The organism is Flavobacterium sp. 40-81, assembly GCF_001898245.1.
Lineage (GTDB): Bacteria > Bacteroidota > Bacteroidia > Flavobacteriales > Flavobacteriaceae > Flavobacterium > Flavobacterium inviolabile.
Genome location: NZ_MKTM01000033.1, coordinates 159103 through 180721 on the forward strand (window position 1 = coordinate 159103; position 21619 = coordinate 180721).

Annotated in this window: 20 protein-coding genes and 2 pseudogenes; 6 read left to right on the forward strand and 16 right to left on the reverse strand. The window is 41.1% G+C overall.

Annotated elements, in window-relative coordinates; genetic code table 11:
• Positions 1-15: 15 nt before the first annotated feature.
• From BGO42_RS13885 to BGO42_RS13925, 10 genes and pseudogenes are all read right to left on the reverse strand, one after another.
• Positions 16-405 carry a hypothetical protein gene (locus tag BGO42_RS13885; protein ID WP_177733952.1) on the reverse strand — a complete coding sequence of 130 codons (390 nt, stop codon included), beginning with the start codon at positions 403-405 and terminating at the stop codon, positions 16-18.
• Positions 406-408: 3 nt separating this feature from the next.
• Positions 409-1941, reverse strand: coding sequence for a hypothetical protein (locus tag BGO42_RS13890; RefSeq protein WP_273244762.1), 1533 nt, complete (start codon positions 1939-1941; stop codon positions 409-411).
• An 18-nt stretch (positions 1942-1959) separates the two neighbouring features.
• Complete coding sequence (locus tag BGO42_RS13895) at positions 1960-4404, reverse strand: ankyrin repeat domain-containing protein (RefSeq protein ID WP_273244760.1); 2445 nt, start codon at positions 4402-4404, stop codon at positions 1960-1962.
• A gap of 125 nt (positions 4405-4529) precedes the next feature.
• Positions 4530-5288, reverse strand: a complete 759-nt coding sequence (locus BGO42_RS13900; protein WP_273244758.1) for a hypothetical protein — start codon at positions 5286-5288, stop codon at positions 4530-4532.
• Between the two features lie 5 nt (positions 5289-5293).
• Positions 5294-6877: a hypothetical protein gene (locus tag BGO42_RS13905; protein ID WP_273244756.1), complete on the reverse strand. Its 1584-nt coding sequence runs from the start codon at positions 6875-6877 to the stop codon at positions 5294-5296.
• A 6-nt stretch (positions 6878-6883) separates the two neighbouring features.
• Positions 6884-8470 (reverse strand): hypothetical protein, encoded by a 1587-nt coding sequence (locus BGO42_RS13910; protein ID WP_273244754.1) that lies wholly within the window; start codon positions 8468-8470, stop codon positions 6884-6886.
• Positions 8471-8530: 60 nt separating this feature from the next.
• Complete coding sequence (locus BGO42_RS13915) at positions 8531-9970, reverse strand: hypothetical protein (protein ID WP_273244752.1); 1440 nt, start codon at positions 9968-9970, stop codon at positions 8531-8533.
• Positions 9971-10170: 200 nt separating this feature from the next.
• Positions 10171-10272: pseudogene (locus tag BGO42_RS13920) on the reverse strand (AraC family transcriptional regulator); the annotation flags it as partial.
• Positions 10250-10525: pseudogene (locus BGO42_RS17920) on the reverse strand (SDR family NAD(P)-dependent oxidoreductase); the annotation flags it as partial. The pseudogenes BGO42_RS17920 and BGO42_RS13920, both read right to left, overlap by 23 nt.
• Before the next feature lie 87 nt (positions 10526-10612).
• Positions 10613-11140: a GNAT family N-acetyltransferase gene (locus BGO42_RS13925; RefSeq protein ID WP_273244750.1), complete on the reverse strand. Its 528-nt coding sequence runs from the start codon at positions 11138-11140 to the stop codon at positions 10613-10615.
• A 239-nt stretch (positions 11141-11379) separates the two neighbouring features.
• On the opposite strand from BGO42_RS13925, the gene BGO42_RS13930 reads away from it, so the two are divergent.
• The 4 genes from BGO42_RS13930 (at position 11380) to BGO42_RS13945 (ending at position 13811) form a co-directional block, all read left to right on the forward strand.
• Positions 11380-11907 carry an ATP/GTP-binding protein gene (locus BGO42_RS13930; protein ID WP_177733931.1) on the forward strand — a complete coding sequence of 176 codons (528 nt, stop codon included), beginning with the start codon at positions 11380-11382 and terminating at the stop codon, positions 11905-11907.
• A gap of 114 nt (positions 11908-12021) precedes the next feature.
• A complete protein-coding gene (locus BGO42_RS13935) occupies positions 12022-12222 on the forward strand; it encodes a hypothetical protein (RefSeq protein WP_177733929.1) in 201 nt (66 codons plus the stop codon).
• 190 nt (positions 12223-12412) lie between these two features.
• Positions 12413-13138, forward strand: coding sequence for a CPBP family intramembrane glutamic endopeptidase (locus tag BGO42_RS13940; RefSeq protein ID WP_273244747.1), 726 nt, complete (start codon positions 12413-12415; stop codon positions 13136-13138).
• Positions 13139-13184: 46 nt separating this feature from the next.
• A complete protein-coding gene (locus BGO42_RS13945; RefSeq protein ID WP_273244745.1) occupies positions 13185-13811 on the forward strand; it encodes a class I SAM-dependent methyltransferase in 627 nt (208 codons plus the stop codon).
• A gap of 17 nt (positions 13812-13828) precedes the next feature.
• Here BGO42_RS13945 and BGO42_RS13950 read toward each other — a convergent pair whose 3' ends face one another.
• From BGO42_RS13950 to BGO42_RS13965, 4 genes are all read right to left on the reverse strand, one after another.
• Positions 13829-14413, reverse strand: coding sequence for a 5'-methylthioadenosine/S-adenosylhomocysteine nucleosidase family protein (locus BGO42_RS13950; protein ID WP_273244744.1), 585 nt, complete (start codon positions 14411-14413; stop codon positions 13829-13831).
• A 203-nt stretch (positions 14414-14616) separates the two neighbouring features.
• Positions 14617-15936: a serine hydrolase domain-containing protein gene (locus BGO42_RS13955; RefSeq protein WP_273244742.1), complete on the reverse strand. Its 1320-nt coding sequence runs from the start codon at positions 15934-15936 to the stop codon at positions 14617-14619.
• Between the two features lies 1 nt (position 15937).
• Complete coding sequence (locus tag BGO42_RS13960; protein ID WP_273244740.1) at positions 15938-16543, reverse strand: HAAS signaling domain-containing protein; 606 nt, start codon at positions 16541-16543, stop codon at positions 15938-15940.
• On the reverse strand, positions 16540-16872 hold the full coding sequence (locus BGO42_RS13965; RefSeq protein WP_177733919.1) for a PadR family transcriptional regulator: 333 nt from the start codon (positions 16870-16872) through the stop codon (positions 16540-16542). Before BGO42_RS13965 ends, BGO42_RS13960 begins: the two co-directional genes overlap by 4 nt.
• A gap of 392 nt (positions 16873-17264) precedes the next feature.
• Here BGO42_RS13965 and BGO42_RS13970 point away from each other — a divergent pair, with 392 nt between their 5' ends.
• Together BGO42_RS13970 and BGO42_RS13975 are read left to right on the forward strand one after the other, a co-directional pair.
• Positions 17265-17654 carry a DUF1398 domain-containing protein gene (locus BGO42_RS13970; protein WP_273244738.1) on the forward strand — a complete coding sequence of 130 codons (390 nt, stop codon included), beginning with the start codon at positions 17265-17267 and terminating at the stop codon, positions 17652-17654.
• Between the two features lie 76 nt (positions 17655-17730).
• The gene (locus tag BGO42_RS13975) at positions 17731-19419 is read left to right on the forward strand and encodes an RluA family pseudouridine synthase (protein ID WP_273244737.1); all 1689 of its coding nucleotides are present in this window, start codon (positions 17731-17733) and stop codon (positions 19417-19419) included.
• An 18-nt stretch (positions 19420-19437) separates the two neighbouring features.
• Here the strand turns inward: BGO42_RS13975 and BGO42_RS13980 are convergent, their stop codons facing one another.
• Both BGO42_RS13980 and BGO42_RS13985 read right to left on the reverse strand, forming a co-directional pair.
• Complete coding sequence (locus BGO42_RS13980) at positions 19438-19821, reverse strand: VOC family protein (RefSeq protein ID WP_273244735.1); 384 nt, start codon at positions 19819-19821, stop codon at positions 19438-19440.
• A gap of 97 nt (positions 19822-19918) precedes the next feature.
• Positions 19919-21505, reverse strand: a complete 1587-nt coding sequence (locus BGO42_RS13985) for an ABC-F family ATP-binding cassette domain-containing protein (RefSeq protein WP_273244733.1) — start codon at positions 21503-21505, stop codon at positions 19919-19921.
• Between the last annotated feature and the right edge of the window lie 114 nt (positions 21506-21619).

Sequence of the window (21619 nt, forward strand, 5' to 3'; positions counted from 1 at the left end):
TTCTTTATCCATAGCTTAGGGTGTGTCTTCCCAACGATTCACGTACATTTCCCAAACGCCTTCACAATACAACTGGTAACGTGCCGGTTGGGTTTCGCCAAATGAAAAAACAAATAGCATATGCAGGTACGTCACATAATACAAAGGCAATCCGTTTTGGGAACGATACTGTACTTCCCCGGTTTCTTCCAAATGCTTAAAAAACGAGCTTACACTTGTAAATCCGGCATCCGAAATAATTTTCTCGTAGGCTTCGTTTTCGATTTTTCTTTTGAGTCTGGCAAATTCGTATCGCAAAATGTCTTTTATCTCAAAACTGTTCCCGAAAAAGTAATGGCTTTCGCCATAAAGCGATTCGCCTTCTGTTCCGTCATAAAGTAATTCGCGGGTTTTTAGCTGTTTCATATATCAGAATTTATCAAGACGGATGCGTCCGTCTGTAGGTTTTGTTTCTGTATCCGAAATCACCGATTCACAGTAATTGAACGGATCTTCACCGTATTCGGAAGCAGAAACAATGTATTCCACCGTTTTGTCGAAAGTGTCCGTCAGTATCGGTGCTTTCGAAATCCCGCAAACTCTCAGTTTTTCGGCAACCGGCGAACGCAGCACGGCTTTGGCAATTGCCGTGAACAACAAATCATTGATGCGTGTTTCTATGTCTTCAAAATCATCCGAACTCGCCTGGATTTCAAAAAACAATTGAAACAACCTTTTCGAAAACACCTTAAATTTCTCCGACTTACAATTGCTGTACTCCAACAAACTGTAGTTTTCCCAATCGGCCGGACTGTATCTTTCCTCGTCTTCGGTAGTCCGGAATGAAATGGCCGCATAGCGTTCGTGTGGCAGGATATCGTATGAAATGCCATCCACAGAACCGGCTATTTCCGCAATTTCGTCTTGATGCCATTCAAAAAGCTCCAGTAAAGCGTCTTCAAGATCATCCGAAACTTTTGCAAGTGCTTCCGGCAGGAATTTCTCGTCCTGTTCCATTTTAGCGGGTTCCGTAAACGTATCCATATCCCATTGATAACGTCCTGCAAACGGATTGCCGATCGCAAACGTTTTGGTAAAACTCTTGTCCTGCGTGTTTTGGGATTCCAGATAACACGTCACGTCAATGTGAAACTCCCGTTCGTACACCCGTTCGCTTTCGGGTGCTTCCCGAATAATGTCGAGCAGGTTTTTCGTAGCGGTTACGTATGATCGGATAGGAACGGATACAGCAAAACGCATCGGTTTGTCTGCCACAAAAGGAAGTTCGATTTGCGCTGCGATGCTGGCCTGCTGGCCGAATCGATCGTTGCGTTCCATAAGGCAAACCTCGAACATCACTGCCGGATCGTAAACCGATATCGCGAACGCAACATTATCGACTGTTCTGGGTTTGTCCAGATCCAGCACGATTTCAAGATCAAACGTTTCGGTTGTGTAGCCTTCCGGATTTCTGCGATCAAAATGATTTTTGATTGTGATTTCGATTTCTTTGCGCGAAGCAAAATTCTCGGTTTGCACAAGATTTTCAAACCTATCGATCTTACGTAAATTCGGAGCATAGATCACCTTCAAATCGTCGTTTCCGTAACATTCGATTTCGACTGCGCTGTCAAGCCGCAATTCGGTCAATTGGTTGATATAACATTTCACAACCGTAGCTTTTGGCGCATACAATTCCGTGATTTTGTTCTCACCGCAATGCAGGTTTTCGGCATTTTCGAGATGCAGCGACGTGAGTTTGTTTTTGTTGCATCCAACCGAAACCGCGTTTGGCGCAATAAGCGTCTGAAGTTCATTATTGCGGCAAAAAACCTTGCGTGCATTTGTTTCGAGCGATTTTATTTTGAGCACGCTCGATATCTGAACCGTTCCGTCTTCGGTTACCGGAATGTCAAATTGCATTCCGGATAAGTCGACGGCTTTGGCGTAATAGTTTTCCATTTGAATCGTTTTCAGGGGTTAGTTCAATGCGGCTTGAATGTCGGTAATATACTGTCCGCATTTTTCGATCATCGGCTTACAATCTACTTTTGTGACGTATTCGTATAGTTTGTTGAGCTGATCCAGACGTCTTGGTGCGCAATCCATTTCCCAAAGATCAAGCAGGGCTTTTTCTTCCCATTTGGTAATTTTCTTGCGCTTTTTAAGATTTTTGTCAACAAGCCGCTCAATTGGATTGCCATCCGTAATCGAAATCAACGAATATCCCAGTTTATGCAACAATCGCATCTTTTCGATTTGTTCCTCGATCGTGGATTGACTGTTTCTGTCCAGCGGTTCATAAAGACGATCCAGAACACGGTGCATTTCGTCCATTCCTCCTAATTTCAGGAAGGTATCGAACATTGTCACAGAACCTCTTTTGGCAATGGTCAGAATAGCAGGATAATCGCCAAAATGACCTGGCATATTGATGTCAAATCCTAAATCGACAAGCTTATACACAACTTCAGGAGTTTCGGCATATTCAAACATATTTTCGGAATAGTAAAACGTATTCAGATCGCTTTTGTCTGCTCCGTTCTTAAGCAGCAAATCGATGGTTTCAACCGCATTGCGTTCCGCTCTCACGGCATAATTCAAGGCAGAAAGGCCGTTCACATCTTTATAATGCACATCGGCACCTTTTTCCAGAAGGTGTTCAATGTACCACAACATACCACCCTGGCAAGCGGCTTGCAGGTTTGAAGTATATTGGTACATTTCAGATCCGACGGTCGAAATATCCGCTCCGGCATCAAGTAATGCACGGACCATTTCATCTGCTAATTCATTTTTTGCGTGTCGGCACACTTTCTGTAACAAGGGTTCGTGTTCATACAGCTCATGATTCGGATCGGCTCCGTTTTCGAGCATCAGTTTGAGCATGTCAAGATGGGCTTGCTGCGGAATGTACTCGTTAGCGATGCGTTCGAGCGCGAGTTTTCCATATTCTTCTTTCAGCGTATCCGGATGAACACCTTTTTTCAGAATTTCCGCAAGCCTGGCCACGTCTTTGCTTTTAATCGCTTTAATGGCATCTTCACTATAATCCTGATTTTTGTTTTCGTTGATTTTGACTTCCCGCGCGGCTTCCTCAATTCCTTCTTCGAGGTTATAAGCCGTATCAAAATTTTTGTAGACGAGCGTAAAACCTTCCTCTAATTTTTTAAAGACAAACGCTTCGGCTCTATTGTTCTGTTCTTTGTAGTAACCTTTGGTAATACCTCCAATAACTTTTCCTTTTGCTTCCGTACCGATTGTACCTTCTTTTGCAATCCATCTGCCACCGTCGCTCATATAAAAAAAGTAATACTGAGCAGTTGCCTTATTTTCGAGATACCACAGCGGTGCAACGTTAAACTCCGGGATTTTAGCCCAACTGCCAACTTCGATCGTTTTGAGCATTTCCGGTTCGTTTACGGTGATTGTCATCGTAGCCTGTTGCAATTTTCCGCGCGTTTCTTCAGATATCTCATCGAAAGCCATAAATCCACTTTCTTCCCAAAGATCGGCATGAAAAGTTAATTCGAAATCCGTAACAATATGTGATTTGATATAGTGACGTGCTACGGCAACGTGATCTTTCCAGAAATCGAATACGGTAGCCGCATCTTTCCAGGCAGATGCTGTTTCCGAATGCTCCAGAAGCGAAAAAATGATGTTTAGCGAATTGGTATGCGTTCGCGGAAAATCGAGGTCGTACTGTTTGGTTCGGTACATTCTTACGGTAAGCGTATCGTTGGTCTTGTCAAGCACTTTTATCCCACGGAACGAAACGGGCGAATGATAAAAATGTGTATCCAGTTTTGGTATTTGTGGCGGCGGAATTATTTGTAATTCGATTGGACGCTCAACATAACCCGTTTGATGTTTCTTCAAAGCGAGTACCATCGGTTTCCGAAGTTTTATTTTTTCGCTGTCGATCAGGTCGTAAAGCGTTACTCCATCCTGGTTTGGCAGGTTCGGATCTGCACCGTTTTCGATCAGGAATTCAAGATTTTCAAGCGACACATAATAGCGGCTTGCCACGTGTTGCAATACCGTATAACCCGATTCCGGATGCCATTGATTCAAATCGATTCCGGCTTTGATCATCGGTCGAAGGTAGCTGTAAACTCCTTTTTGCGGAGAAGCGATCTCGAAAATAATTGGTTCACGATTCTCAAACACACTCGAAGGTATATCCGGATTCGCACCATATTCCAGAAGCAATTTAAAGTTCGTATATTCTTTCCGACTATAAGCTAACGAAAGAATAGGAACATTAAAATAGGTATTAAAGTGATTCGCATCTGCGCCGGCGGCCAGAAGTGCTTCAAATACTTCAATATTTCCAAAAGCATCAAAAAGGTGTTTTCCGTCGGCTTCGAGCTTGTGTTTTTTAAGAATGGATCTGGCGTTTTCAAGCGTCATTTTTTCCATAGTATTTTATTTTTGGTTGGTCAGATTGTATAAAGTTTAGTACTACTATCAGCAAAGTCCATTTATAAAAGTTCCGATTTCATGGGGATCTTTAAATCCGTAAATTTTTATCAAGGAAGCGTGCTTTATTTTTTGTTTTTGAATTGACTTGCTGCGGTTTCAAAACGGGTCAGGATTTCCATCTGATCCTCAAATTTCGGCAAAAAATCTACTTTTTTAAATGCTGAAATTGTTTCTTTGGCAACTTCGGAATCACTGGAAACCAATACAAAAATCAGTCCCCAAAACTCCAGGTTCAGATAGTGGTACTGTTGCTCAGGATTTCTGTCCCAATAATGATCCTGAACAAATTCGAGCGCCAAAACGGTTTTTGAAATCCGGGTTACGACGTCCTGATCCCGGGCGAATTCCGAAAATAAGTTCGCTTTTGATAGCATTCCGGGTATGCTCGAATACGAATTGATCTTTTCGAAAACGGTACGGTATCGGACATAATCGTCATAACCGTTATTTCGATCCAGTTCGAATTGATGATCAAACCCAAAAACAAACAAACCTTTGATCGAGGTCCAATAGGAAAAAAAAGTATCGTATTTTTTCTTGTCGAGGAAAATGGATTGCTTTCGGTAGGCCGTTTCCCAAAGCGCATAGGTTTTTTCGATCCCTTTTAACGGAAGCAAACCCCTTCGTATATAATGGAAATAGAACGGCTCCAATTCCTGCGGTTCCAGTAGTTTTGCAGCCTTCGGAAATGCTTTGACCAGCGCCGAATAATTTTCACTTAGGAAGTTGTGGCCTTGTTCGCCCGAAAAACTTACCAATTCTCTATTCAGTTCCTTTTCTTCCTCAACTATAAAATTTCGCAATAATTCCTGTGTTTCCATAACTTTTATTTTCCGAAAGCGATTGCTGTTTTTAATTTCGATTCGAGTTCCTTTCTGGCGATTTTGTTAAGTGTTCGTCCGAAAAGTGAATACCACAAATTCCCGTCCTGATCAAAAAAGAGATTACACCAACGGTACATATTCAGGTACTCACTCGAAAGATCCTGCTCGGTAAAATTAAACACATAACCTTTCTCAAAATTTTCATCGGTAAAAACCAAACGATCCATACCGGCGATAAACCAGATTCCGTTTAAAGCTTCGTCTTTTACAGCATTATAAAACAAGGCTTCCCCGGTGATTTCCTTAAGTTTTTCGTTGATTATTTTTGGTTTCTCGTCTTTTCCAAGTTCGAAAACCCCGTTTTCGGTCAGTAGTAATTGTCTTTCCGCAGAAAGCATAACAAGTGCCTTTGTTTGGTAGTTCCCGTAATAATGCGGTGCGATTTCTTTTTTAAACAGCCGCTCCAAATTCATGTTCGCCACGTTAAACGAAACATCGACAATCGAAAGCTGGTTTCGGTTTCCGTAAAAAATCACCGAACGGTTCGCATTTACATAAATTTTCAAACTGTCCGGATTGTTCGAATATGCCGAAGTCGTCAGTTTAAGTTCGCTATATTTAAAGCGTTTTTCGTCTCCCGATTCCTTTTTCGTCATCAAAACACCTTTGTTATCAAGCACCACTTTCCAGAAATCGTCTTCGAAAATATTGACAATTTTAGAAGTGGATTCCGAAATCACATTGAAATTCGCATCGGTGATCGACAATTTTTTCTCGGTATAAAAGCGATAACCGTCGGCCGAACTTTCAATAAATCCGTTCTCGCTATCTTTAAGAAAATTCTGCGTTGTATGTTCGGTTTTAAAATCGGATAAATCATAATAACGTAAGTCTTCAGCTCGCGATTCCTGTATAAGCACCCGATTTCTAAAGGTATCGAAATGAATATTATAGCTATTGAACGGAATCGTCGAGCCGTTTTCACGCGCGATAAAATTTGGGGAATAACTCCCGATCCGGTTTCTCCAGTACATATTCTGATGCTGGTTTTTCCCAAAAGGTTCACCATACCACTTGTTCCATCTCGAATTTACGGTAAAATGACTATAGGCATACGATTCGCTTGTCATACGGGCATCTTTCCACCAAATCGCAGGCATAAAGAAAATCGCACTCGACTCATATTTTTCCTGACTTGTAACCTGGATAATCCAAAGCGGACAATCCGGAAAAGGCGCGAATGGCGGCGATCCTTCGTAGTTGTATTCAAATCTATTGTTGTTGAATCCAACGTAATTATGAAGTGCGAGCTCGGCTTCATCGGTAAAAAAAGTACCCGAAACGATGTTTAGATATTCCACCGCATCACTTCCTACTCGACCGCTTTTATCCACTCGTCCGTAGACGTAATCGACAAAAAGTTCCATGCAAACCCACTCATCAAAGTCAAAACGCGTCAGGAATTCGTGCAGTTCTTTAGTATCTTGTCCGAAATGTCGCGCATAATCAACAATCTCCGGTTTTGAAAGTATCGGTTTTCCGGCAGGTGTATCGTTCCACTGAACGTCAAAAATTTGTGTAGCCATAACTTTTTAGAGCGTTTGAAGTTGTTTTGGAGAATAGGCAACCGCCGTTTTCAGTTTGTTTTCCAATTCCTCCCGGTTGATTTTATAAAGTTTATTGCGGTAGAACGAAGTCCATAGATTTTGTTCGTTATCGAAATAGAGTTGCACATAATAATTATCGCTTCGATGCGGATCGGAAAACTGTTCGGTAAAGTTAAACACGTAACCTTTTTCGAAATTTTCATCCGTAAAAACCAGTCGGTCATTCGTTGTGACGAACCAGATTCCGCCTAACGCTTCGTCTTTAATACCATTGTAAAAAATCGCTTCGCCTGTAATTTCAGTAAGCTTCGGATTAAAATATTCGAGTGTTCCGTTGGCATTTACCATCAGGACACCTTCGTATGTAAAGAACAGCCGTCTGTTTTTGGAAAGTTCGAGTGATTTGTTCCAAATGTAACAATCATAAAAATAGGCCGGGATTTCTTTTTTGAAATGTTTGCCCGGTGAAATGGTAGTGGCATTGAAATCTTTGTCGATAGTAATAAAATTACGACTTTCGAAAAAACAAACGGTGTTATCGTCTGTCGTCCAAATCGAAAGTTCCGTGCTGTTGTTCCCGCCAATATTATTGCTTAAGTTAACTTCGCTGTATTTAAAGCGTCTTTCTTCATTCGTCTCTTTCCTGGTCATCACGATACCTTTTGTATCGAGAAAAACGCTCCAGTAATCGTTTTCAAACGAATTATAGACGTTGGTTTTTGTCTTCGAAATTTTGTTGAATTGCTTGTCGGTGATCACCAGGCTGCCTTTTTGTCCGAAATGGTACTCCTCCGGTGTGATCAAAAAATAGCCATTATACGAATCAACCAGATAGCCTTTTGCTTCGTGTCGGATTTCCGGATTGGCAAGATCGTGGAAATACATGGTTTCAGAATCGCTGTTATCGTAATATACAATGCGGTTATGCCACTTGTCGAAAACAGGAAGTGCCTTTTCAAATTCGATGTTGGTACCTTCGCGTTCAATAAAATTCGGTGCATACGAACCGATCCTTTTGCGCCAGTACTGAATCGGGCGCTGGTTTTTTGCAAAGTCGCCATACCATTTGTGATGATCACCAACGGTGTATTTCTCATATCCATAGGAATCGTCACGCATCTGTGCGTCTTTCCAGAAAACGGCAGGCATAAAAAACAAACAGTCTGCATATTGTTTTTCCTTTTTCACGACCTGGATAATCCAAAGCGGACAATCGTCGAAAACCTGGAATGACGTGCGATTGTTTTCAGGATACATAAAACGTTCCTTACCGACATATTCCTGTAGTTTTGCTTCACCTTCGCGCGAAAGGAAGGTTGTTGCAATAAGCCCGAGATAGGCTACGGCATCGCTCCCCACAGCACCGTCCTTATCGGAATGTTTGCCGTAAACATAATCAAAAGCAATTCGCATGCATTTCCATTCGTCAAAATCGAAACGCGTCAGAAATTCATTAAGTTCTGGTGTCGCCTGCCCGAAATGACGGCAATAGGCGATTATTTCTTGTTTGGTCAATATCGGTTTTTCCGGGACAGCATCGTTCCACTGTACCTCGTACATTTGTGTAGCCATAGGGTAATTCGATTGTTTAAGTTCTCCGAAAACAATTCGGAAATGTGGTTGGTTTATTGCTTATTCAACGCCAGCGGGTTTTGGGCTTTTTCGAAGCCATTCACCGTCATCGTTGATTCGGTAAAATGCTTTTCTTCTGAATTTCAGGGTGAATTCCGGTAATACAAAGTCGGTTTCGCCCCAGGCCGTTCTCGGTAAAGTTGGTGAGAACCAGAAGAATTCCGTAAGGTTGTAGAGATAGGATTGGTAGATGTCGAAATAAATGCTGATTCCATTATTAAGATTCAGATAGAACATAAACGCCTTAAGCGCATCGTTGTTTTCGAGTTTGAAATGTGTTTTTTCGAACATGAGTTTTTCGACCTTATGATTCGCAAGCAGTGTGCTTATTTCTCCGAACCAACTGCCGCCATAAACATTTGCTTCGTCCAAAATTCCAGCTTTGACTTTTTGGGCGGCGGAATGATATACCTCCCGCAACTCCATTTCGTTTTCGGTAGCTTCCATTTGTTTTTTAAACTCATGGATGTCCAGATAACTCATCACCAGACTTCCGATAAAATCGACAACAGTCCGGCATTCGTCTTCATCCATACGCGATAGCGAGATCACATTTTCGGCAAAATGCCAGTCGCTAAACAGTTCGACTTCCTTGCGCGACAATGCTGCTTTTTCGAAACTTTCGATACCTGCGTCTTGCCCCACTCTTGTTTTGATCAATTGACCATAACGTTTTTCGGCTTTTGCCTTGAATTCCGGATTTGCTTCAAGTGCTTCGATGCCTTTTTCGATTTTGGCTTCACTGAACGATTCGAGGAATTCGTAAATATTTTCGATTTTGGATGCGTCGAGCGTCAAGTCTTCGTTGACTTCATATAATTCCGTAACTCCGGGAATTGCAGGCGACGTTTTGATGACGGCATCGGTTTCAGTAACCAATGCATACACGAATTTGAGTTTTTCATCGAGCGCGTGGAAAGCGGCTCTCGCGAAATCGGAAATCGGTGCGCCCGTATATTCCTTTACTTCTCCGTTTTCATAATAGATTTTCTGTCTTCCTACGACGTCCGGTTTACCGGTTTTCTTATCCGGGGCGACTTCGGCAAAAATTTCCTTGCGCGTTCCGGGATCAACGAGTTTTATCAGTTCTAATTTCGTGAGTTGTACCAATTCTTCCGGAGTGGCGATTCTATACGTATATCCGTTTTCTTTTGAAACCGAGAAAATGACAAATCGTCCCGGTTCCTGAGCAACGGTAATATCGAATTTGGCATCGTTGATACGTTGGTTTATCTCGATCCTGCGGTATTCGGAGCCGTCTTTCAATGCTTCAGGGATTGCATTTCTGTTCGCTTTTCCATCGACAAGGGTAAAGTAGGATTTACCGCTAGTACCGTGACCGGAATAGGATGGAATGCTGTAGGCAGTAAATTCCACGCCAGCGGGAAGCGTGTCTTTTATAATCTCAAAAATTTCGTTAAGTTCTTGTTGAAAATCCATATTTAGATGTTTGCTTGGCTGTATCTGTTATGTCATAAAAATACTCAAAGTTTTCAAATACAATTTACTTCTGTATATTTTTTCATGTTAAAATACCAATGCAATATTCTCTTTTATTGATTTCCACTTCCTGATACCAAATCCCACTACTTTATAGCTTTGTAGTCTTTGATATTTCCCATAAACAATAAACCTTTCTATCAGTTTAAATGTTCCCTAAACTCTAACGGTGGCGTCTTTGTTTTACTTTTAAAAAGTTTGTTAAACGACTGCGGATGTTCAAATCCTAATTGATACGCAATCCTTCTGTCCAGCCTTCTCCCGTGAGGCACTTTCAAAAATTCCGAAAAGGCCGTAACCTGCATTATTAACGACTATATCAATACTTCCGAAACGTTGAATACCGGCCGCTATGGCTGCTGCAATAGATGTGCGATCCTGTACATCTAATTTTGTAATGAAGATATTTTCCGAGTTTTTCAGGCCTTCGCTTTTGCTCGTGTCCCGCATGGTTGCTACGACGTTCCAGCCTTTTGCTGCGAAATAATTGGCTGCTGCTGCGCCAAAACAAGGGAATGATTAGCCGGAATGAGGGTTCGGTTAATTTTACAACAATCCCACAGATTTAATCCGGCAATATTATCAATCGGCTTTTAAAACTTTTTTCATCATTATATCGGTCTGTTCATCCCCTCCCAATTTGAAAATATGCTTGTCAAACGCAACAAAACCGTTCTTTTTATAAAAACCGATTGCCCGCAGGTTTTCTTCCCAAACTCCCAGCCAGACATAATCGGCATTTAACTGACCGGCTATCTGCAAAGCTTTTTCATACAGCACCTGCCCTACTTTTTTACCGTGAAATTCCTGTAATACATAAATACGCTCAATTTCGAGTGCTTTATTGTCTTGTAGTTCTGTTTGAGATTGTCCGAAGTTCAGTTTTAAATAACCGATTACCTTTTCGTCAAGCAGGGCAAAGTAAAAATCGGAGTGTTCATTGTTCAATTCATCGGTTAGCTTCTCCACAGAAAAGCTTTCCTCTAAATAATTGGTCATATTCTCTTCAGAATTGCTGGCGGAAAAGGTTTCCCAAAAAGTTTGTTTACTAACTTTCTGAAGCTGGCCGATATCCTCCGGCATTATCTTTTTAACGGTTATATTTTCCATATTTTCAAAACTTATATTCAATTAAAATTATACCATTCCGGGTTGAGCGTAAACCAGATCTTACTCTTGCTTATACTTTATCCAAAACGTTGCAAAGGTACGTATTCTGCAGGACAGGAAAAGTGAAATTATTTTACGCACTATTACAACCTGAGCGAAAAAAACGTCCGGATATTAACAGCACTTATTTAAATTATTTTATGCTATTTTTAGGTCATCAGAATCTAAACAACAGGAAAATGAAAATAGCAATAGCAGGCGCCCATCGGGTCGGTAAAACAACATTAGCAGAAGAGCTCATAAAGCATCTTCCCGGTTATGTTCTTAAAAAGGAACCATATCATGAACTGGAAGAATCCGGATATGACTTTTCGGAAATACCCGAAGCTGACGATTTTATAGCACAATTTGAATATGCTGTCGAGCAGATATCGGAAGATGACGATAAGGTAATCTTCGACAGGTGCCCGGTTGATCTTTTAGCCTATATTCACGCTATTGACCGAAGCAGAAATATTCAATCGCTCTTTGCAACCGCTCAGGAAATAATCGAAGAAATTGACCTTCTTGTTTTTGTTCCCATCGAAGAACCGGATGTAATATCCTGCGAAAAATCAGATTTTCCAAAGCTCAGGAACAACGTAAATGACATCCTGAATGAATGGATATGGGATTTTGATATCGAAACAATTGAAGTACACGGCACTTTAGCTAACCGCAGGAATCAGATTCTTAACAAAATATCTAAAATACCAATAGGCAACTAAATGGGTAAACAACATTCAATCGTTAAAGAATTTTCTTAAAGAAACTATCAAAATCGCTATACTAAACGGTACCGAAAAGCGTTTATAGCATCATAATCTAAAAATCTAATATTTATGAAAAGAAAAATTTTAAATATCCTGGCGGTATCTTCAATTATTACGACAATCGGGTTCCTGATGGACGGTGATGCAAAAGACCCCAGTATGCTAATGCGGTTTACAGAGTTTTTTGGAATGGTTGGTATTGTCTTTATCCTGATTTCAACCTTTTATTTTGCTACTAACTTTGTTTACAGAAATATTCAAAGAGCATAATAGCCGTTAGCCTTTCCGGCAAATTTCACGATGGGTACATTATACTGTGATATTGTCCTTTATTCAATTCCAATTCAGTAGTATTAAACCTGCAATTTGTAAGTAATAATTCGTTACATTTGATTTTTTTCAAACAAAAACGATATCCAATAACACAAAGTACACTGTACCCTTCTAACAAAAAAACGGCATGAATTTAACAGCACAAATCAAAAATGTAAATTGGTTACGCATTGTATTGTTTTACGGAATTGTACTAACCGGGACGTATTTTGCCCGGAAGCTTCCCAATTTATTAAACCTGATTTTAGTAAAATTAACCGACATCCCTTTTACCTTTAATTATAATCACGGCATCGTGACAATAGCAGCATCGCTCCTGTTCTATAAATTCAGCGGTGTAAAACAGGAAATCACCTTATTGGGAAATCATAAAATCAAAAGCCTGTTATTTCCGGCGATATTGTTTGTTTGTTATACGGTATATGGCATCAATAACAGTCACGGTGTAGATAAGCATTTATGGGCATTGCTATTCTGTTCCTTTGCTTTTGTGTACAATATCATGGAAGAATATGCCTGGAGAGGCTATCTGATTGAAAGTTTCGGAAAAATAAACTTCGTCCTGAAAAGCATTCTCTCGGGTTCATTCTGGGCTGTCTGGCATCTTTTGATTTTTAACAACTTCGATCAGTACGGAGGTTTTTGGATTTTCTTTGCTTTCTGTATCGTCTTTTCTTTTATACTCACGTTTGCCGTTTTACGGACAAAATCGATAATAGCTCCCGCTGCTATTCACGCCTTTATCATTCAGACAAATATTGTTGCCTTGATCTGTTTTATATTGTTTATGTTACTGCTGTTAACCTGGAACAAAAAAATAAAGCCGGCAAAAACCGTTGCTATAGATAGTTAAGATTTTCCTGTAAATTGCATAACCGATAACATAAAGAGCACAGATAATGGCAAATGAAACCGAAAAACCGGAATTTTGGGAAGCAGCCTTTGGCGAAAAGCAGGAAATGTGGGGCTTTGAACCTTCAAAGTCTGCTGTATTGACAACAGCGTTTTTTGTCCGGGAATCGGTAAAAAACGTCCTGATACCCGGAATTGGCTACGGCCGTAATGCGCAGATATTCAAAGAAAACGGAATGACCGTTACCGGAATTGAGATCTCCAAAACGGCAATTGCCATGGCAGAAAAACATTACGGGAATGATATGGTTATCCATCACGGGTCGGTAACGGATATGCCCTTTGACAAAAACCGCTATGACGGGATATTTTGTTATGCCCTGATTCACTTATTAGACAGCAGCGAAAGGGAAAAACTGATTCGTGACTGTTATAATCAGTTATCGGAGAATGGCTATATGGTCTTTACGGTCATTTCAAAAGAAGCGCCTAGCTATGGGCAGGGCAACTGTATCAGTACCGATCGTTATGAGATCTTTGACGGTGTCAAAATGTTCTTTTATGACCGGGAATCCATCGCGTCCGAGTTTGGCAAAGCCGGATTATCTGAGATAACGGCAATTCAGGAAAGTCAGCCTTTTTTTCTGATTAAATGTAAAAAAGGGGATACTTAAAATATCCCCCTGTAAGCTTATTTTGTAAAGAGTACTGTTTTAAATGCTGTTGCCGCTAAGTGTACCTGTACGGACCAGTCTTCTGCCGCATCACTCCCGGCATCATCGGAAATATACTTTAAGCAAAGAAACGGGATGTTTTCTTTCATGGCTACCAGCGCTAAAGGATAGGCTTCCATATCGACAATATTATACTCACGTTCCTGCTGATTCATTTCAAAACTATCGCCGCTTCCGCAAACTCCTTCCTTCAGGCTGTCAATTTTGAATCCATAATTTAATACTGTGGGGATGCCCGAGAAAGGGGTTTCATATTGATCATATCCAAGCCCTCTTACATCCATGTCCCTCTGAATAAATTTAGTACAGCACACCACTTCCCCTTTACCAAAGGTATTGCTTCCTGCCGAGCCAAGATTTACTATTAATTTGGGCCTTCTTTTATGGATTTCCTTTACCAATGCCAAAGTTGCGTTTACTTTACCGATACCGGTAATTAATTTGTTTTTATCATCAAAAGCATCTCCTGCTTCCGAATCCAATGCGAAAACAAAAAGTGTATCTGAAATTTCGTAACTAATATTCTCTCCGATTTTAATCATTAACCTGTCCTTTTTTGTTTACAATATTACTATTTTAGGCGATATAAAACACTAAAAAGACAATTAATCCGGTATGCATGCATATCACAAAAAAAGTGCAGCCCTTTACAATATCAGGTCTGCACTTTTTTTGATTAAGCCGTTTTAAACGGAATTTTCAGGATAATTATATTGTTCCAACAGAGAACAAAGCTTTGCCGTTCTTAAGCTTTTGTAAATACAAACTCCTTTCCTCCCTGTTTTAAGATCACCGTATTTTCCGCCGGATTAAACTCCAGGGCAATACCCGTTTTGTAATATTTAAACTTGTCTTTTTCCGTGGCTTCCAATGGATACGGCGATTGCTCTCCGGGCTGTGCGATAAGCGTTTTGTTATCTTTGGATATGGTTATTTTAACCGGAATCTGGCTGGAAGCATACGTTCCCAGGTATTGGTCCAGGTCTTCCGAACGAACGGCATACGTTTTAAACTCCGGAAGCTCAAAAGGCTTGTTGTAAACAGCGCTCAGAATAGCCAGAGGAATCTCATTATTGTTATAATTGCTTCCGTTTGAAATCAGGGCGATAGCAATATTACCTTCGGAAGAATGGGAAAAAACAGCTGTAAATTTATCTATTCCGCCTCTATGTCCGTAACTTATGTTTTCATAAAACGGTATTTTAAACAATCCCAGTCCGTAGTTGTCTTTTACCGTTTTCATTAATTCAAGGTTTTCCGCTTTCAGCAGCTTTCCGCCAAAAAGGGCATTGCTGAATTTTACCAGGTCGGTTGGTGTAGACACAATTCCGCCCGCTCCCAACGGAATGGAAATATCCGTTTCCGGTTCTGCCTGCCAGCCTGCTTCAAAACGGTACGATCTGCATTCGTTCTTAGCCGTGTTTATCTTGCCGCCCAAATAGGTATTGGTCAGTCCGAGCGGTTTGGTTATATTGCTCGTCAACAGTTCGGCATACGGTTTTTTAAAGGTTTTTTCCAGTATATACGTCAGCAGTACATAATTCGAATTACTGTATGCTGCTTCCGTGTCCGGTTCAAAATCGCTTCCTCCCTTAGTGATAACCGCTACCATTTCTTTTTCTGTTCTGGCTTTGGTGTTCCAGGTCTCATAGTCCTCATCATCGGTAAAATCGTGTACACCGCTTCGGTGGCCAAGCAGCTGTTTAATCGTGATCCTGTTCGCATTTGCAAGGGTTGGGAAAAACTTTTCAATGGTTTGATCCAAAGCTAATTTTTTGTTTTCAACAGCTTTCAAAATCAAAACAGCGGTGAATGTTTTTGAGATCGAACCTATCCTGTATTTTGAATTTTCGTTTGCTTTGAGGTTGTTTTCAACCGCAGCGAGTCCAATCGTTTTGGTATAAACTATTTTACCATTTTGGGAAATCGCCACACTGCCCATAAATTTGTTATTATCTTCCAATGATTTAAAATATAAATCCAGTTTCCGGGTGTCTATCTCTTGAGCCAGTACAAATGACGAAACGAAAAAGCCAAACAAACAGGCCAAATAATTCTTAACCATACTATTTTTTATTTAAGGTTCTTTTTAAGCGGAGTAACAGGGTTATCAGTACATAGAAAATTACTGCCAACAGCAGCATAAGCGGTATAAACCAACTGCCTAATTGTTCATATTGGGTATTATCAACGCCCTTCTCTCTATAATATCCTAAAATAAAAACCACATCCTTCCGGTAAAAAAGCCCGACATTCTGAGGATCGGCAATTTTAGCGACAATTACGAACAGGAAACCAAATAGCAGCAAATACAAAGCGGCAAAAATCACATAGGAAATACCGTTACCGATATTGAGCGCAAGGGCTTTTATTATTTTTACCGGATTAAACGTTCTGGTTGCTTCTTCTAATTTCTTTTCGGCAACCAAAGGTTTCAGGAAAACTTCCGGCTGCCCCAGTTTTTCCACGACATCCAGTAATTTCTCAACCTCCCCTTTTTCACCGGCGGCATTATCCATCAGACTTTCATAGATATGACTATTGATTTCCAGTAAAATCTCCTGCTGATTTTCCTTATCCAGCACTTTTGTAGCCTGCTGGATTCTTGCGATATAATCCAGATAAATCCTTTTTGAATTTTGATCCCGGAATACTATTTCTTTAAATTTCATATTGCGTTTATTATTGTATTGAGGTTGTCCCAATAGGCTTTCATTTCGTTTGTCGTATTTTGTCCCAATGGGGTAATGTTATAATACTTCCTCGGAATACCCGAGTCCTGTTCTACCCATTTTGATTCCACTAAATTTTCCTTTTTCAGCCGGTTCATCAAAGGATAAAGCGTTCCTTCGGCAATTTCAATTTTGGTCTTTTTCCGGATCTCATTAATCAGGTCATACCCGTAGTATTCCTTGCCGTCTTTCAAAATACTCAGCACCAGGAAAGACAAAGTGCCTTTCTTGAGTTGTGATATCCATTTGGTTGTAAAATCTTCGTTCATAGGACAAATATAAAACAAAATACATAGCATAACAATGTACTTTGTTTTATAATTTTAAAGATCAACTCCAAAACACAACCAAACCATTGGTTATCAGCATTTAAAAGCATAAAGAGTAGTAAAAAAAAAACTTTTACATTGTAAAAAATGGTCTTGATGATGCACGATGCTTGCGCAAAATTCATCCGGTTCAAAGAGTAACAACAGGAATATGGCGGAAGAAAGTGTTGAACTTCTGCAAAAAAATTTAAGGAATTGATATCGAAAAAATGTCTTTTTACAATAAAACTAATTCCAATAATCCGACATTTGTATGACAATGACGATTCGAATATTCAGCAAAGAATTGTTATTCCTGGAAATTAAATCTATCACCCTAAAATCCTCAAACTATGTTTACAGTAGCGCAAATCAACGCAATACACAGCAAGGTAAAATCCGGTGCCGATTTTCCGGCATATATCCGGGAAATAAAACAGCTTGGTGTTACCTTTTATGAAGTGTATGTAACCGACGGTCATACCGACTATTACGGAGCCGGTGATTATAAAACTTCAGGCAGTGCTAAATATGAAACTATTGCTATCGCCCCAATTGCTGATGCAGCCCGGTTTAAAGCCATATTAAAAGCCCATCAGCAGGGTAAAACCGATTATCCCGCATTTTGCAACAGCAGTGCAGCATCAGGGATTGAGAAATGGGCAATGTGCCTGGACAAAATGACCTGTACCTATTATGACAAAGCCGGTACAGTAATCCTTGTGGAGTCCATTCCGGAGTGAGATGCTAAATAAAATTGTTTTACATCGCCTTATCTCCGGAGAATAACGCTTATTTTCGCAGCTACAAAAAAATACCGTGCAGCACACAACTCAAAATAGCATTACTTACTTTTCCGATAGCTCGGTAAACGGGATCACCGTACCGGAACGGTTTACGTTTCCGTTCTATTATGAGCCGCACCCGTTAACCCAAATTGCCGCTGCCGAATTGCAGCACTATCTGGAAACCCAAACGGAGCTGGATCATAATTTCGGACTGACAGCAGACCAGCAGGGACTTGTTATCGGTAAGATGTTTGGCGTTTTGGTGGTTCAGGACAACAACGGGAAACTGGGTTATCTGACTGCCTTTTCAGGAAAACTGGCCGGTACCAACAATCATCCTAAGTTTGTTCCGCCGGTTTTTGACATGCTGATCGAAAACAGCTTTTTCTTAAAAGAAGAGGAAATCCTCAACAGCATCAACCAGCAAATCAAAGCCATCGAGTCGGATGAACATTACAGCATTCTTAAAAGTAATTTTGAGCAGTTTACCGCCCAATCTGTCTTAGAGATAACCGCTTTTAAAAAACAATTAAAAAGCAATAAAGAAAACCGAAAAAAACACCGTGAAGCGCAGCAACCGGTCTTAAGCGAACAGGAATACACTCATTTTGAAGCAGATCTGATCAAACAGAGTTTAAGCGATAAATGGGAACTGACAGTTTTATCGAACAGGTGGAAACAGCTTTTGGAAGCGACCCAATCTGAAATTACCCTATTCGAAAACAGCATTGAAGCCTTAAAGAAAGAACGCAAAGAAAAATCGGCAGCCTTACAACAGCAGCTCTTTGAACAATATGCCTTCCTGAACCAGGACGGAAAGGAAAAAAGCCTGCAGGCGATTTTCAGCGAGACTGTTTTTGGAAAACCACCGGCCGCCGCAGGAGAATGTGCCACACCGAAATTGTTACAATATGCCTTTCTAAACGGCTATAAACCTATTGCCATGGCCGAATTCTGGTGGGGTGCTTCGCCAAAATCGGAAATCCGGAAACACAGGCAGTTTTATCCGGCCTGTACCGGAAAATGCAAACCCATTCTGAGCCACATGCTGGAAGGCATACCTATGGATGAAAATCCGCTTTTAAAAAATTCAGGTGAAGGAACCACACTAACCATTTTTTATGAGGATGACAGCCTTGTCGTGGTTAACAAACCCGCCGAACTGCTCTCTGTTCCGGGAATCCAAATCCAGGATTCCGTTTATACCCGGCTTCAGGCGGCTTTCGGAAACATTGAACCGCTCATCATTCATCGGCTGGACATGTCTACTTCCGGACTTCTGGTGGTGGCCAAAACCAAAGAAGCCCACAAACACATTCAAAGGCAGTTTTTAAAACGAACGGTTATCAAACGGTATACGGCACTGCTTTCCAAAGTGATTTCCGGTGAAGAAGGCGAAATAAAATTACCGCTACGGGGTGATCTGGACAACCGGCCAAGCCAGCTGGTTTGTTTCGAATTCGGAAAAAAAGCGCATACCCGATGGAAGGTTATCCAACGGAATGAAACGACAACCAAAGTCCATTTCTGGCCGCTTACCGGGCGTACCCACCAACTGCGTATGCATGCCGCACACGAACTGGGCCTGAATGCACCCATAGTGGGTGATGATTTATACGGAACGGCTTCCAACAGGCTGCATCTTCATGCGGCTTACCTTGAATTTGTGCATCCCAGAACCAAAGAAACACTCTGCTTTGAAGCAGCCGAAGCTTTTTAACCGGCGGCCGAAAGCCCGTTATATTTCTTCGGCGAAAGCAATAATATGCCCGTCAGGATCTGCAAAGTAACAAACCCGGTGTCCCCAATCCCGATTCATCGTATCACTTACCAATACCGCATCTAATGCTTTTGCTCTTTTGTAATAGGGTTCGATTGCAGCAACCTCAAGATAAAGTTCACAACGGGGAATCCCGTTTCCGTTTGCCGGATGTTGTGTTTTTTCTTCAATGATTTTTGCAATTCCGCTTTCCGGCATAATGCCCAGTTTACACGTTTCGGAAAATGCAAATTCGGTCATTCCGGGAACATGCAGTACCGGTTCCTTGTCCAAAAGATTCCGGTAAAATTCCATACTCTTATTCTGATCGGAAACGTATATAATAAATCCGAAATTTTTCATGTGTTTCTCTATTTTATGGTACGATGAAAGTCCTGACTGTGACTCCGCTATATATCTGCTATAAATATAAGTATTTGCCGTATCACAACAAAAATCATTACAACTGGATTGTCCGTTCGATATGTATCTGTTCTAAAAAGTATTCATCGTGTGAAACAACGATCAGAGTACCCTGGTATTCGTTAATGGCAGCCGTCAGGATCTCAATATTCTGAATATCCAGGTTGTTGGTTGGCTCATCCAGAACAATCATGTCCGGCGATTCATTACTGATGGTCAGACAGCAAAGAATCAGACGCATCTTTTCGCCGCCGCTCAGCATACCGGCGGGTTTGTCCCAATCGTCTTTGCCAAACAAAAAGCGGCTGAGCCTCATTTTTATATCATGTTCGGGCAAAGCCGAAACATTGAATTGCTGCGCCTGCTCATAAATTTTCAGCTGATTGTCCAGAATAGAATAATCCTGGTCGATATATACCGTTGTATTGGCTGCCCTGTAAACCGTTCCCGTTTGTGGTGTCAATTTACCCAGAATGAGCTTTATCAGTGTTGTTTTACCGGAACCGTTCCCGCCTTTCAGCGCAATGCGCTCTCCGCTTGTGATCTGAACATTCAGGTTTTTATTCCAGACAGGCTGCTTGTGGTAAACAAAATTGATCCCGGCAGCGGTAAACAGTATTTTTCCTTTGTGCAGTGCAGCGCTGTTAAGTCCGAATTTCATCTTGTCGCTATCCGGTAAAGCGGAACGCAGTTCCTGTAGTTCCTGCGAAATACCGCCAATCTTTTCGGCATGGACACTTTTCATTTTTGAAGTGCTGTTTTCGGCATTGTTCTTTAAGGTATTTAGCATTATCCGGGCAACACCGGCTTTTTCCTGTTTCTTTTTACCGCGGGAGTCTAATTTCTGCTGTCTTTCCTGCATTTCCCGTTCTTTTTCCCTGGCTTTGCGCAAGGCTTTTTCCTTGCTGTTAATGTCCTGGTTCAACGCCTTGTTTTCCAACAGCTTTTGTCCGGCATAAAAATCATAATTACCGCCATAAACGGTTATGCCGCGTTTGCTCAACTCGCAAACCGTGCTTAAAAGATTCAATAGCTTCCGGTCGTGGCTTATGACGATCAGGGTACTGGTTGTGGTTGTAATAAAGTCATACAAAAGCTGCCTGCCTGAACCGTCCAGATGGTTGCTTGGCTCGTCCAGTAAAACAATTTCGGGTTGGTGGATTGCGATACCGGCAAGGAAAACTTTTGTCTTTTGTCCGCCGCTTAACGTTTCCATTTTCTGGGTCAGATCCAATCCGGTTAACTGCCAGTAGTTTAAAGCGTCATTACAACGTTCTTCAAGGGTCCAGTCATCGTCGAGCACTGCGTAGTTTTCTTCGGTAACAGTGCCGCTTACTATTTCTTTCAGCGCATTCAGCTTCGCCTCAATGCGCAATGCCTGAGCAATCGTCAGCTGATTATACTGCCCGAAAATCTGGGGTATATAATACGGTTCGGAATCCACTTTGAGCTGTCCTTCGGCCAGTGGCAATTCTTTTGCAATAATTTGCATCAGGGTGGATTTCCCCACTCCATTATTGCCAATTAAAGCTATTTTATCGTGATGATTAACGGTAAGACTGATGTTTGAAAACAACAGATTTTTATTGGGATGCACGTATGCAATATGCTGTAAAACAATCATAATTTCTTTTTTTAAAGTGTAGCGAATACGGTGAACCGTTGCGGGTTACCGTTTTGTAAGTGCCTTAAAAAGAAATTATATTTTACATTTTATCTGTTCGTATTTCGTTTGCAA

Bases quoted from the DNA above. Each gene is read 5' to 3' on its own strand.
- BGO42_RS13940 (WP_273244747.1), top strand. From the start codon at position 12,413: ATGAATTTAACAGCACAAATCAAAAATGTAAATTGGTTACGCATTGTA.
- BGO42_RS13980 (WP_273244735.1), bottom strand. From the start codon at position 19,821: ATGAAAAATTTCGGATTTATTATATACGTTTCCGATCAGAATAAGAGT.
- BGO42_RS13895 (WP_273244760.1), bottom strand. From the start codon at position 4,404: ATGGAAAAAATGACGCTTGAAAACGCCAGATCCATTCTTAAAAAACAC.
- BGO42_RS13985 (WP_273244733.1), bottom strand. From the start codon at position 21,505: ATGATTGTTTTACAGCATATTGCATACGTGCATCCCAATAAAAATCTG.
- BGO42_RS13935 (WP_177733929.1), top strand. From the start codon at position 12,022: ATGAAAAGAAAAATTTTAAATATCCTGGCGGTATCTTCAATTATTACG.
- BGO42_RS13955 (WP_273244742.1), bottom strand. From the start codon at position 15,936: ATGGTTAAGAATTATTTGGCCTGTTTGTTTGGCTTTTTCGTTTCGTCA.
- BGO42_RS13890 (WP_273244762.1), bottom strand. From the start codon at position 1,941: ATGGAAAACTATTACGCCAAAGCCGTCGACTTATCCGGAATGCAATTT.
- BGO42_RS13965 (WP_177733919.1), bottom strand. From the start codon at position 16,872: ATGAACGAAGATTTTACAACCAAATGGATATCACAACTCAAGAAAGGC.
- BGO42_RS13900 (WP_273244758.1), bottom strand. From the start codon at position 5,288: ATGGAAACACAGGAATTATTGCGAAATTTTATAGTTGAGGAAGAAAAG.
- BGO42_RS13930 (WP_177733931.1), top strand. From the start codon at position 11,380: ATGAAAATAGCAATAGCAGGCGCCCATCGGGTCGGTAAAACAACATTA.
- BGO42_RS13910 (WP_273244754.1), bottom strand. From the start codon at position 8,470: ATGGCTACACAAATGTACGAGGTACAGTGGAACGATGCTGTCCCGGAA.
- BGO42_RS13945 (WP_273244745.1), top strand. From the start codon at position 13,185: ATGGCAAATGAAACCGAAAAACCGGAATTTTGGGAAGCAGCCTTTGGC.
- BGO42_RS13925 (WP_273244750.1), bottom strand. From the start codon at position 11,140: ATGGAAAATATAACCGTTAAAAAGATAATGCCGGAGGATATCGGCCAG.
- BGO42_RS13950 (WP_273244744.1), bottom strand. From the start codon at position 14,413: ATGATTAAAATCGGAGAGAATATTAGTTACGAAATTTCAGATACACTT.
- BGO42_RS13960 (WP_273244740.1), bottom strand. From the start codon at position 16,543: ATGAAATTTAAAGAAATAGTATTCCGGGATCAAAATTCAAAAAGGATT.
- BGO42_RS13970 (WP_273244738.1), top strand. From the start codon at position 17,265: ATGTTTACAGTAGCGCAAATCAACGCAATACACAGCAAGGTAAAATCC.
- BGO42_RS13885 (WP_177733952.1), bottom strand. From the start codon at position 405: ATGAAACAGCTAAAAACCCGCGAATTACTTTATGACGGAACAGAAGGC.
- BGO42_RS13905 (WP_273244756.1), bottom strand. From the start codon at position 6,877: ATGGCTACACAAATTTTTGACGTTCAGTGGAACGATACACCTGCCGGA.
- BGO42_RS13915 (WP_273244752.1), bottom strand. From the start codon at position 9,970: ATGGATTTTCAACAAGAACTTAACGAAATTTTTGAGATTATAAAAGAC.